Genomic DNA, 12,476 nt, shown 5'->3' on the forward strand with positions numbered 1-12,476 from the left:
GGGTCAGACGCGAATGTTACCCGTGATAAACCCATTGGTGGCGTTCTTGTCCTGAAGAACAGTCATCAACAAGTTGTGAAGCTCCTGATTCGCGCTGCGCTTATCCCTGGCGCTCTCACGCGTATCTTCCGAGGCCGTTTTCGCCATTTGATTACTTGCCTGGCTGATTTGCTGCTCGGAGCGCTCCAGCGCGGCCGCATACTGACCGGAGGCACCAGCAATGCCTCCCACCGCCTGGGCGCCACTCGTAATAGCGCGGCCCGTCGCTTGTGAAGCTCTTGCCTTCACCTGGTTATCCTCAAGGGCGTTACTCTGGATTGCGATCTCGTTATCAAGCTCATCAAGTTTGCTTCCCAGCACAGCCCGGTGTTCCGGACTCAGACGCTGGTTACTTGCCTGCAGATTGACGCTATCACCGGCCATATCATCGATAGCAGGGCGCTGTGCTGCCTCATTGATATTCTGGTTGATTTTCCCTTTACCCGACTTTGTTTCCAGCGTCGCCAGACCATCAGCATCGGCACCGAGCTTGGTCGAGTTATGAGTATTCAGCGTTCTCTTAATGTCGGCGCGTTCCGCATTCAGCGCTTCCAGTTTTTTACCGTTGTTCTTCAATGCCCCGCGTTCATTGCTGAGACCCTTATGTTCGGTCTTTGCACCAACTGCGGTGACACCCAGTTGCAATGCGCTTTGAGCGAAGGCACCGGACATCGCATTCATGCCTTCACGTTCAATCGACGATGCCGTACTCTTCGCGGCGTCAAAGCTCACCAGAGAGAGCGTGCCACTGAGCTTACTGTCGGCGGTATTCAGTGACAGCATCAGCACGTTAGCCGCCACAATAAGTGCAATTGCGGAGGATGAAAACCCGCTAATATCTAACGGTTTCCCTTGCTCCGCCTGCTCTTTAACCTTGTTATCAACCAGCTTGTTGACACCTGACTCAATTTTCTCATGCAGCTCGCCGAAGCTGCGCAGAAAGTCAGGGTCATTCTGTTTACCCTGCAGATAGGTTTTCAGGGTATTAATAGTGTCCTGGCTGAGGCCGCTCAACGGTGCATTGAGCTCCGGGCCACCTGATGTGATTCCCAGCGCCTTACCCACTTCTTTATCCAGGAGTGGCTGGATATCGCCAATATTGATCCCGACCGTTTTCGATAACGACTTCGGCTCGATATCCTGAACGGATGAAAATCGATTAATATTTGCTGCTACGGTATTAATGGCTGTCATGATTATTCTCCTGACTTACGCGCGGCTCTGGCGCAGTACGAAACGACCGGCTTCGGCATTCTGTTGCAAGGCAGTTGACATTGCCTTGTGCAATTCCTGAGTGACTTTTTGGCTATCCGCGAAGGTTTCCACTGCCTGCTCCAGCCATCGGGAGATCTGTTCCATCGAGGTGCGTGCCAGATAAAAATCCGCCATCGCGTCGCTAGCGTTCTTCATAAATACGCCCGCCGCAATACCGCCCCCCGCCTGAGTCCCCGCATTTAGCACTTCACCGCCAAGTGCGAACGTTTTAAGGCGGTTAGCCATCAACTCCTTGCCCACTTTGTCGGTGGGTAACCCTACTTCTCGCGCAATCTGACCTGCCACAGAACCCGCTTTCTTAGCCAATGTCTTCAACACATCGGGTACGATTTTTTTAATCGCATTGCCGATGAGTTTGCTCAAAGCCTTACCGAGATTACTCGCTGCGGCTTTCCCCCCCAACAACATCAGGACGGCAATAGCCACGACTACCACCACAGCAGCAAGGACAGCGCCTACAATAGAGCCCACCATATCCGCTGTTTTTTTATCCACCCCAAACGATTCAAGCGCTTTACTGATCGCTTTACCAATCTTCTCCATTAAGGGTTTGAGTACGTTTTCCATCAGGGGCTTGAGCGCCTCCTGGATAAAAGAGAAGCCGGCAAATGCCTGGCACATTTCATCTGCCACCATCAGTGCGAGCCCCACTGCGGCCAACGCTAAGCTGGCACCGCCGGTGAACGCTGCGGCTACGACGCTGACAATAGTCAGCAGCGCGCCAAGAATCTTGCCAACGCATCCCATGACGCGGTTGAGCTCTTCCGACTTGCGTACTTCTTCTTGATATTCAGAGGATTTCTTTTCCATTTCGGCCTGACGGCCTTCCTGCAGAGCCTGAAACAGCGCGAGGTCGTTTTGCAGACTCTCTTCGCTGTTTTTCCCTACCAGCTCAACAAACATCGCCATCAGCATGGTCAGTTTGGCGACGTTAGAGAGATTGTCCTTTTCACTTTTCTGGACCGTTTCGTTTTTGAGGCCTAACCCCTGCGCTTGCGTCAGAAGCGTGTCGGCGTTTTGCGCCTTCTCTACTGCGAGAGTGTGTGCCGACTTAGCATTCTGATCCGCCTGGTCGACCTTTTGTTTGGCGAGCATGCTTTCACTGGCGGCCTGGTCGCGCGCGGCTAATGCCTGCGTGTACCCGGCATCTTCCGGCGATAAACCATCCAGTTTGGCTTGCGCTTGCGCCAGCTTCTTGTTCGCCGCATCAAGAATCGACTGGTTAGCTTTGAGGGTGTTCAGCGCAGACTGATAAGCGTCTGTCGCCTGCTCCGCGCCTTCCAGAGCCCCCTGCAGTTCCTGCGACAACTGCTCACCCATGGCTTTTTGCGACTCCATCATCGCCTTCCAGGTCGCCAGGCGACCTTCCAGCTGTGATAGAGACACATCGCCCATCAGAACCATCAGTTGTCCTAACAACAGCGCTAACTTACCCGCACTGTTCAGCTCCTCCTTCGCTTTCGGAGTAGGTTGGGTCAACGGCGGGGTCGTCAGTTCCCGCTCTGTCACCTTCACCTTGCCATTGTCTTCACCAGCCTTAACGGCCAGTACCGATTTCAGCGCTTTATCGGCTGCATCAAGAAAGTTGCCATCTTTGCGCACACTTTCAAACGCAGCCTCGGCCAGGCGGGGGTTTTGTAAATACCCGCTACGGCCGATTGAACTTGCGTCGCTCATGCCTGTTCCTCTTTCTGCTGACGGGATGACCCGGCCTCTGCTTCTTGCAAACTGTCCAGATACACCTGTGACTTAGCTATCAACGACTCATCACTGCTTTGCTCACAGACCAGTTCAAAACACTGTCTGGCTTTCGCCGCCTTGCGCATGAACAACTGACACTGTCCGGTGAAAAATACGGGACGGTAGTCATCCTTGCTCAACGCGAAAGCAACTGCATATAAATCGCATGCCTTCTGGAACTGCTTCTTTAACTGGCAAACGGCGGCCAGCCCCATGATGTAATCCGGGTTGTAGAAGTCGTAGATAGCGAGAAAACGGAAAAACGTTTCCGCTTCATCGAGCCTTCCCTTGTTGTAAAAATCGTAAGCGTGGGCGTACAGACCTTCCATCATATCTTGCGGAATGCCATGCACATCCTTCAGGGTCGCCCCTTCACTCACTGCTTCCCAGACCATTTCGGCAATACGTTCTTCACTGATATTCGTTTCAGAGTTCATCAAAATATCTCCTTATCACTGTCACCAACCCTGCCGAGTTGGCCTGGTACGACGTTCCAAACGTGTTGGGATAGCCGTTAGGGCAATGTAAGCGTGGGTGGTGAATTAAACATTCAGGAATCGCTCACGCGTCGTGAGTTCATCCCCTTATTCACGTTCGGGTGCCGTGCGACCTTCATGCTGATCGGCCTCAGCAACCCCGGCGTTTTCTACTTGCTCTAACCACACAAGAAGGCGCAACACATCGTCTACTTCTTCCAGGCTGACAAAGTCATAACGACGGTGGGTAGCAAAAATTCGGCGCGCTAACTTCACATCGGTCACGACAGGTACGCCCATTTTTTCAGCATAAGCACGCACCGCCAGCGCACGCTGGTTCGTTTCCCGCACGGAGATCAGCGGAATAGGGAGTAATTCAGGTTTAAAATAAATACCAATGGCAATATGCGTTGGGTTGGCAATAATCAGGCGGGAGTTTTCAACATCCGATTTAACCTGTTCTGACAGAATTTCAATATGCATTTCGCGTCGCCGCGACTTTATTTCTGGATTACCATCCTGCTCCTTCATTTCGCGTTTAACTTCTTCTTTGTCCATTTTCATGTCTTTCATGAACAAAAAGTATTCAGCGATGGCATCCAGCAGCAACACGATCACAATGCAAGCAAGGCAGATTAATACCAAAGACAACAGTAACTCGCGCCAGACCAGAGCAATGACGATCGGCTCACCATTGAGTTGGGCAAACAGCAGCCCCTTATGTTTGTGCCATAGCACCAGAACCGCCACGATAAAACTCGCCAGATAGAGCAGCGCTTTGATCGCATCTTTTACCGTGCGCAGGCTAAAGAGTTTTTTAAAGCCCGTTACCGGATTCAATGCCGAGAAATTCAATTTCAGCGCTTCACTGGCCATCACAAAGCCGCTTTGTAACAGCGCAGGTAATGCCGATGCGACTACACACAACAGGAAGATCGGCAGAAACAGCTTGAGACCCAGCCACAGGACAGCCAGCGCATACCCTTGCATATCCTGTTGCGCCCCTCCGGCCAGTACCTGTCGAAAAGCCCCCATCAACTCCACCAGCGAGCCAAAGGAGACCAGGTAGGCAATACCGCACAGGATCAGGCAAGCGATAATTAAATCGCGGCTCTTAAAAGATTGTCCTTTTTTTGCGGAATCCCGCAGACGCTTTTGTGTCGGTTTCTCCGTTTTATTCGCCATTACGCTGCGGGACCTCTTTTAACCAACCTGGAAGTGCTGATGCCGGGAAGGCCAATTGCATGACGCGTTCAGGCAATACGGGACTGAAATAGATCAGCATAATGAATAAGGCGATACCGCTTTTCACGGTCAGCGACACGGCAAAGGCGTTCATCTGCGGTGCAAAACGCGATAGCAACCCCAGTACCACTTCGGACAGCAGCAACGCTGCGACCACCGGGCTGGATACCACAAGGGCCTGGCCAATGATTTTATTAATCAATCCCAACAGCATCGGCAACGCTGGCATACAGGTACCAAGGGGATCGCATAACAGATAGCTTTGCCGGAATGTATCCAGTAGCAACACCATCCCCCCGCCCTGCAAATAGACGACAGCAGCAAATAAATTAAAGAGATTCGCCATTTCGGAGGTATCAATGCCGTTAGCCGGATCAATACTGCTGCTCAGCGTGGCGCCACGCTGGTTATCTACAATGCTGCCCAGCGCATGAAAAACCCAAAATGGCCAGGCCAGCAGGCAACCTAATAGCAAACCAATCGTGACTTCACGAACGATCAACACCATAAACGGTAACGTCTGGAAATCAGGTAACGCGTCCGCGGGATGCGGCCATAACCCTACGGCCACCAGCATAGTGACGGATGTACGAACCATACCGCTGAGTATGCTGCTGTTTAAAAATGGCAGGATAAAAAAAACCGGCGCCACTCTGGCAAACCCAATCGCGGCTGATGCCACCCACCCGTGGACGTCGAAGTACAGCCCAAACAACATTTGTCACCCCTTGCTCATCGCCAGGCGCATCACTTCTCGTCCAAAACCGACCAATGTTTCACCGTACCAGCCGGACAGCAAAAAAAGGCACAAACTAACGCCCAGCAGTTTGATGCCAAAGGGCAGCGTCTGCTCCTGTAACTGCGTGACCGTCTGGAACAATCCCACCAGCAAACCGATACAGGTAGCAACAATGATCGGCCAGGCTGACATCAACAGCACCAAATACAGCGCCTTGTTACCAGCGAACATCAAATCATTCATAACCAGTCCCCCCTCTGTACGGCGATCACTGAACCAGGTCCAGGTACTGCAACACCAATCCTTTTGATAACAGCGTCCAACCATCGAGTGCCACAAACAGCACCAGTTTGATAGGCGTCGATATCGTTACCGGGCTCATCATCATCATCCCCAGCGCCAGCAGAATGCTGGAGATGACCAGATCCACGACGACGAAAGGAAGGTAGAGGTAGAAGCCAATCTTGAACGCACTTTTAATCTCGCTAAGGGCATACGCAGGTAGTAACGCCAAAATAGATGGTCGTTCAATGTCATCGAGCTTAGGAATTTCGGCGTCCTTCTCGCTACGAGCGGCCTGCGCCTTTTCGAAAAAGATCACCAGCTCTGGGTCTGAATACTTACTCAGGTAATCGCGGTAACTGTCCAGGCCGTTATCCACAAAACTGCTCAGTGCCGAGACGCTGGTGAAGCTGATCTGCTCCTCCTGGGCGTAGTCGTACCCCTGCTTTACAACAGGCATCATCACGAAAATCGACAACAGGAGCGCAATACCGTTCAGCGTCATATTCGATGGCACCTGCTGTAGCCCCAGCGCATTTCGCACCATGACAAAGACGATGGAAAACTTGATAAAACAGGTGCCTGAGGCGATTAAAAAGGGCAGCAGTGTGGAAAACGCCAGCACTGCAATCAACGAAATATCATTCGTCATCGCCGCTCTCACCTAACCATTCGTGGACTTCAACACCTAATTGCCCATCCAGTTGCACCAGCTCCCCGTGGCCCACCCGCGCGCCGTTCGCCCTGATTTCCACTCGGCGCTCTGCGTCTACTGGCAGCGTCAACAACTGTCCCTGGTACAGGTTTTGTAAACCCGCCAGCGTTACTCGGTGATTGTGCAGCACAAACTCCAGTTGAACAGGCAACTGCCCCATGTTGTGGACAATGTCAGCGTTATCCTGTACGTCTTGCTGTTCCTGGTATTCCATGGCGATTCCTTCTTCATACTGTTGATAACAACCCAGCGTTTTCTCATAACAGCGCACCTCAGACAGTGGAGCGCTAATCAGCAACACATCTCCGGGAGCGACGCGGCCAAATAACGATAAACTGACCCGGCTATCGCCGATGACAAAACGTAGCGGCCAGCTCAGTCCTGCCAGCGTTTTCGCGTCGCTGACACCGGATTCAGGTACCTGTACTAACCACAAGGGTCCCTGTTCTGCCATCACCCGTAGCATCGGTCCCTGCGGTAAATCCGCGCCAGGTACCGGTTCACCCAGCCATAGCCGTTGATAGTCAAGTTCTGGCATCGGTAATACCAACGGCTGATGGACCGCCGCCAACCATGGCACGACCAGACGCTCGACGCCCGCTGACGCCGCAAGCCCGGCGAGTTCCGGCGCGGCGTTTTCCAGCCAGTCCTGCAACCGTAACCACCCCTGCCAACGACGTTCGCTATCGGCCAGCGGTAACCACAGACCGTCACGCGGTGGCGTTTCCAGCACCGCCTCCCACCCCTGATGTCGCCAGGACATAGCCGCGCAATCCAGGGCGCGGGCCGACAAATCAATCTGTTTGAGTGTTAACCCCAGCATCAGGCTTCATCTTCCTCATTTTGTTGCTGATGACGCTGCTCCCGACCTTCGCTACCATCACGCGCCAGCTGCCATCTCTGCGGCTCACCGGATTGCCATTGCGCGCTCAACTGCTGCGTTACCAGCGAGTCCGAGGGTTGTAGCAGCAACGCGCCGCTGGTCGGTCCCTGTACGGTGACCGCATGTTCCGCGCCCCAACGCGTGAAACGGTAGGTCAATCCACTCGGCTGCATCATCGGCGCGTCGGCAATTGGAACTGTCACCGGCGCGTGGGACGACATGGCAACCGGGGCCTCAGTACGTGGCCGTAGTGGCGAAAACGAGACCGGTTGCGATACCGACGGGAGAGATACCGTCCCCTCACCGCGTGTGCGCTTCTCATGGACTTCCATCCGGCCAGGGGCTGGCACGGCAGTGTCCGCTACAGCCAGGTTTGCTACCGGCTGCCGTTTCTGGAAAGTGGCCCCTCCCGCATCGGCCGTATCGCCTTTCGTCAGCGAAATAGCGCCAGGAGAGGCATCCTGCGCCGCTCTGCTCGCCAATGATATGGGTTGCATCGCGTCGGATTTATCGGTGGCGGCCGTCTGCACCGCCAACGTCATTTTTGATTTACGCGAAGGTGCGCTAGCCTCTTCCCCCTTCGCCAGCACGTTTCCTGATGTCGGCGCGTTACCGGACAACGACACGTTCTTAAGAAGATGTCCTTTCTGGCGCAATGCAGCCAGCGCAGGCGGTAGTGGGGGCGGTTGCATCGGGAATAACGGCAGGGAGCCGCTGCTATCATGTTGTCGCTCATCGTCACGGCGTTGGCGCGGTTTGTTACGCGCAAGCTCACGGGCACGATTATCCAGCGAGCTATCCGTCTCATCCTGAGAAGGGGTTGGTACTCTGCCGGGCAGAGCTGTTGCAATCACGGGTTCCATAATGTCCTCTCCTCTTGTTCAACCTCATCCTGGCGTAATCGCAGCAGGCGCTTTTGATAACGAACTCGCGAGGTCCAGCGTTGATACTTATCATCTTTGCGTAGCCAGACACGACGCTCGTCCTGCTGTGCAAGCCGGCGTTGCGCAAGGGTTTTGCGCTGCGCCTCGAGCTGCGCCGATTGCAGACCCAGGTTTTGCAACTGGTGTTGCAAGACTGCCTGCTTTCTCAGTTGCGCAAACAGCTGATCACGATCCAATACCGAGCCCGTCAGACGTATGCTTTCCAGCAACTGGCGCAACCCCTCGGCTTGCGCCATGAGCGCATCCTCATCGCGACGAATGTCATCATCTTCCCGGGCCAGTTGAGCCAACAGGGACTCACAACGGCGCTGTGACACCTCACTGCGACGCTGAAGGGCCTGGAGTTTAGGTAGTAAACGCATACATACCTCGTAACGTGTGATCAAACGAAGAATGCTCATGCAAGGGCTGACGTAACCACTGTTGCAGTGGTTGACGTGCCTGCATTGCACGATCGTTGTCGGCGTTCTCGCCTGGACGATATTCCCCCAGGTCAACAAAGACCTGTAGCTCGTCCAGCCGCCCCATTAGCGTGCGCATCCCTGTGGCTTGATTCTGGTGCGCCGCATCGGTCACCTGGCCCGCGACACGACTGGCGCTCTTGAGCACGTCGATGGCGGGATAGTGTCCCTGACCGGCTAATTTGCGGCTCAGGTAGATATGGCCGTCCAGAATCGAACGAATCTCATCTGCCATAGGATCAGGTTCATCATCGCCCTCCAGCAACACGGTATAGAATGCAGTGATACTGCCGCCGCCAATCGCCCCGGGGCGCTCAAGCAGACGGGGTAAACTATCAAACACCGATGCAGGATAACCGCGTCGCGCGGGGGCTTCCCCGGAGGCCAGCGCCACATCGCGCAAGGCGCGAGCGTAGCGGGTCATTGAATCAACAAACAGGACAACCCGCTGGCCCTGATCGCGAAAATACTCTGCCACCGTCGTGGCTAACAACGCCGCATTGCAGCGGTCTACAGACGAAAAGTCGGAGGTGGCAAATACCAATACACAACGTTCACGCTTCGGTGAAGTCCGCAAGGCTTCAGCGAACTCCGTCACTTCACGCCCACGCTCGCCAATCAGTCCAATGACGAAAACATCCGCTTCCGTCTGCTCAATCAACATATGCATCAGCATCGTCTTACCGCATCCGGCGGAGGCAAAGATACCGACACGTTGCCCCACGCCGCAGGTGAGAAGACCGTCTATCACGCGAACCCCGGTGATTAGCGGTTCATGCACCCCGACACGCTGAGAATAGGGTGGAGGCGAGGCATCCACACCACGCTCCTCCCCCACGGGGCTCAGTGCGGGGGCAAATCGCTCAACGACAACGCCAGTCGGATCCAGCACGGCCCCCAGCACCGAGGCTCCAATCCAGGCAGACAATGTTCGCCCTGTTGGTTGTAGTACTGCTTCTCGCGTCAAGCCACGCGCACTTCCAATCAGACTCAATACGGCATGTCCACGTTGCAAGCCAACTACCTGAGCACGAGCTACCACCTCACGATCACGCCAGCTTCGACGGATGTCACAGAGTTCGCCGATCGCAACCCCAGGTAACGCGGCCTCGATAATGGGCCCCGACACACGCTGCGGATGTGCCAGATGAGAAAGCAAACGTAGCGCGCTCATCGCAGTAATGACCCACAGAAACGATCCAGTTCATCGAAAAAACCGTTTAGTGCTTCAGAAAACTCGCGTCCATCCTTGAGATAATTCGGATGCACCAGTGCCTTGAGAACTAACTCACCATCCTGAACAGCCAGCTGTAACTGCCCACTACGCGTAAAAGGACACCCTTGCAATAACGCCTTTAATAACTCGCTGCCGCGCTGATCCAGTAGTACCTCACTGTGTTCACCAAGCAGTGACCAGAGCCAAACATCGTTATCATCCTGAACACTGACATGGATACTGGGCAGGTCATGCAAATCAAGAGCTATCGTCGAATGACTATCCAGTTTGTCTATATGGGATTGTTCGCAACCGCTTTCTTCCAGTGCCGCACAAACCAGTTGAGCAATATCTACTGAGTACATAGTCAGGATCCTTTATATAAGTGGCTTAAATGGTTTTGATCACATTTACCGACACACTGTCAGCAATTTCGCCGAATGACAGAACTTCCAAATCCCGGAAGCGCGTTTCAACCAGCTTTTTGATAAAACGGCGTACATCCACTGAGGTCAGCAGCACGAGATCTTTGTGCGAGGTCCCCAATCCATCCAGACCCAATGCAAAAAGATCCATCAACTCATCGGACGCAGCAGGCTCCAGATTGAGAAAAGCGCCTCCCGATGTCTGCCGTATGCCCTTACGCACAATGTCCTCAACTTCAGCAGACGTCATAACGGCACGCAGCTCACCGCTATGCGCAAATTTGTGGCAGATATAGCGGGCCATTGCGCCACGAACGTGTTCAACCAGGTTGATGACGTCCTTTTCGCGGGGCGCCCAAAGCGCAAGCGCCTCCATGAGCAGTTTCATGTTGCGTACAGAGATACGCTCCGATAGCAAGCGTTGTAGAACTTCGGCAATTCGCTGCACGGTAGCGTGTCGTAACACCTCTTTAAGCAGATCCGGATACTTGTTCTCCAGTTGATCCAACATATGTTTGGTCTCCTGAACACCGAAGTATTCATTCACGTTACGCGCCAGAAGCGCGGCTAAGCAGTGATAGAGCTCATCCAACGCCGGGCGTAATTGGTAGCCAAGCTTAGCGAGCTTGTCGCTATCCACGGGGTGAACCCAGGCGCACTGGCAGGCTCCATGCTGGGAAAACAGGGGCTGAATCCCCAGAGAGATGATTTCATCGGAGTAATTGATCACGCGTACCATGTCGAAATAGATCTCAAATTGTTCGGCACGCACTTCATTGATAAGAAAAGCCACATCATTGTCTGCCAGACCATCACCCTCATGCAGCAGCATGTCTGGCAGACGAACGCCATAGTCGATAAAAAACTGGCTACGCAAACGCTCAACCAACTGAGCCTGTTCCAGTCCTGCGCGGCGGCTCTTGGGTACAAGGAGAATGAGGGGGACGGTTTCCGACGTCACATTGTCCAGGTTACTGATAAGCCCCAGGGAATTCTCTTTGTTACCCTCAGCGCCTGCGACTGTACTGGCCATACTCAGCCCACTGGTTGTTCCGGTTTGTGCTGATCCCTTTTTCGCCTTGCGATGCTTGAAATAGAACAGCACACCTAACGCCAGCGCCAGAATAAAGAAGACCAGTGCGGGAAAACCAGGTAGTAAGCCCACAGCCAACGCAAGTACCGCAGTCACCAGCAGAACAAATGGGTTACCCAGCAACTGCCCCATGATATTACGGCCCATATTATCCCCGTCACCATTCACGCGCGTGACGATGAAGCCAGCACTGATGGCAATAAGTAACGCAGGGATTTGTGCCACTAAACCGTCGCCGATAGTGAGCATGGTGTAGGTCGATAACGCCGAAGACAGATCCATGCCATGCTGGGTCATACCGACGGCAATACCGCCAATGAAGTTGACGAAAATAACGATAATGCCCGCGATAGCATCACCCTTAATAAACTTCATCGCACCATCAAAAGACCCGTACAACTGGCTCTCACGTTCCAGGACACTACGCCTGTCGCGTGCGCCATCAGCATCAATGATCCCCGCCTTGAGGTCGGCATCGATACTCATCTGTTTACCTGGCATGCCGTCAAGAGAGAAACGCGCGGCAACCTCAGCCACACGCTCTGAGCCTTTGGTAATGACAATAAACTGGACTACAGTCACAATGGAAAAAACGACAAAACCCACCGCCAGGCTATCACCGATAACAAACTGACCAAATGTCGCGATGATTTCACCCGCATCGGCTTCTATCAGGATCAACCGACTGGTACTGATCGAAAGCGCCAGGCGAAATAGCGTCGTAATCAATAGCACAGCAGGAAAAGTAGAAAAGCTGAGAATGCGATCGATATAAAACGATCCCATAAATACCAGCACCGCCAACACAATGTTGATAGCAATTAAGAAATCAACCAAATAGGTCGGCAAAGGGATGATCAACATCGCGATGATCATCACCATTAATAGCAGAATCAATAATTCCGGGCGTGAGCGGACGCCATTGAGCGTAGAAATAAACACA

13 protein-coding genes are annotated in these 12,476 nt (G+C 53.5%); all 13 read right to left on the minus strand.

All coding sequences use genetic code 11. From position 1 onward, the window contains the following. Window positions 1-3 precede the first annotated feature (3 nt). The 13 genes from JO226_RS22185 to JO226_RS22245 all read right to left on the minus strand — a co-directional run bounded on the left by JO226_RS22185 (window position 4) and on the right by JO226_RS22245 (window position 12,475). A complete protein-coding gene (locus JO226_RS22185) occupies window positions 4-1,233 on the minus strand; it encodes an IpaC/SipC family type III secretion system effector (protein ID WP_296407520.1) in 1,230 nt (409 codons plus the stop codon). A 15-nt stretch (window positions 1,234-1,248) separates the two neighbouring features. Next, window positions 1,249-2,991: a type III secretion system translocon subunit SctE gene (sctE, locus tag JO226_RS22190; protein WP_296407522.1), complete on the minus strand. Its 1,743-nt coding sequence runs from the start codon at window positions 2,989-2,991 to the stop codon at window positions 1,249-1,251. Continuing rightward, on the minus strand, window positions 2,988-3,491 hold the full coding sequence (sicA, locus tag JO226_RS22195) for a type III secretion system translocator chaperone SicA (RefSeq protein WP_296407524.1): 504 nt from the start codon (window positions 3,489-3,491) through the stop codon (window positions 2,988-2,990). The genes sctE and sicA overlap by 4 nt, the downstream gene beginning before the upstream one ends. A gap of 147 nt (window positions 3,492-3,638) precedes the next feature. Further along, window positions 3,639-4,715, minus strand: a complete 1,077-nt coding sequence (locus JO226_RS22200; RefSeq protein WP_296407525.1) for an EscU/YscU/HrcU family type III secretion system export apparatus switch protein — start codon at window positions 4,713-4,715, stop codon at window positions 3,639-3,641. Further along, on the minus strand, window positions 4,705-5,493 hold the full coding sequence (gene sctT, locus JO226_RS22205; protein WP_296407527.1) for a type III secretion system export apparatus subunit SctT: 789 nt from the start codon (window positions 5,491-5,493) through the stop codon (window positions 4,705-4,707). Before sctT ends, JO226_RS22200 begins: the two co-directional genes overlap by 11 nt. Before the next feature lie 3 nt (window positions 5,494-5,496). Further along, window positions 5,497-5,757, minus strand: a complete 261-nt coding sequence (locus JO226_RS22210) for an EscS/YscS/HrcS family type III secretion system export apparatus protein (RefSeq protein ID WP_296407529.1) — start codon at window positions 5,755-5,757, stop codon at window positions 5,497-5,499. Between the two features lie 25 nt (window positions 5,758-5,782). Then, window positions 5,783-6,448, minus strand: a complete 666-nt coding sequence (locus JO226_RS22215; protein WP_296407531.1) for an EscR/YscR/HrcR family type III secretion system export apparatus protein — start codon at window positions 6,446-6,448, stop codon at window positions 5,783-5,785. Further along, window positions 6,438-7,334 (minus strand): YscQ/HrcQ family type III secretion apparatus protein, encoded by an 897-nt coding sequence (locus JO226_RS22220; RefSeq protein ID WP_296407533.1) that lies wholly within the window; start codon window positions 7,332-7,334, stop codon window positions 6,438-6,440. The genes JO226_RS22215 and JO226_RS22220 overlap by 11 nt, the downstream gene beginning before the upstream one ends. Further along, window positions 7,334-8,257 carry a type III secretion system needle length determinant, SpaN/EivJ family gene (locus JO226_RS22225; protein ID WP_296407535.1) on the minus strand — a complete coding sequence of 308 codons (924 nt, stop codon included), beginning with the start codon at window positions 8,255-8,257 and terminating at the stop codon, window positions 7,334-7,336. The genes JO226_RS22220 and JO226_RS22225 overlap by 1 nt, the downstream gene beginning before the upstream one ends. Beyond that, window positions 8,245-8,700 carry a hypothetical protein gene (locus JO226_RS22230; protein ID WP_296407537.1) on the minus strand — a complete coding sequence of 152 codons (456 nt, stop codon included), beginning with the start codon at window positions 8,698-8,700 and terminating at the stop codon, window positions 8,245-8,247. The genes JO226_RS22225 and JO226_RS22230 overlap by 13 nt, the downstream gene beginning before the upstream one ends. Next, on the minus strand, window positions 8,684-9,973 hold the full coding sequence (gene sctN / locus JO226_RS22235; protein WP_296407539.1) for a type III secretion system ATPase SctN: 1,290 nt from the start codon (window positions 9,971-9,973) through the stop codon (window positions 8,684-8,686). Before sctN ends, JO226_RS22230 begins: the two co-directional genes overlap by 17 nt. Next, window positions 9,970-10,380 (minus strand): SPI-1 type III secretion system chaperone SpaK, encoded by a 411-nt coding sequence (spaK, locus tag JO226_RS22240; protein ID WP_296407541.1) that lies wholly within the window; start codon window positions 10,378-10,380, stop codon window positions 9,970-9,972. Before spaK ends, sctN begins: the two co-directional genes overlap by 4 nt. Before the next feature lie 25 nt (window positions 10,381-10,405). Beyond that, window positions 10,406-12,475 (minus strand): EscV/YscV/HrcV family type III secretion system export apparatus protein, encoded by a 2,070-nt coding sequence (locus JO226_RS22245; protein ID WP_296407543.1) that lies wholly within the window; start codon window positions 12,473-12,475, stop codon window positions 10,406-10,408. Window position 12,476: the final 1 nt, after the last annotated feature.

The sequence above is a fragment of the Pluralibacter sp. genome (assembly GCF_019237635.1).
Taxonomy (GTDB): domain Bacteria; phylum Pseudomonadota; class Gammaproteobacteria; order Enterobacterales; family Enterobacteriaceae; genus Enterobacter_B.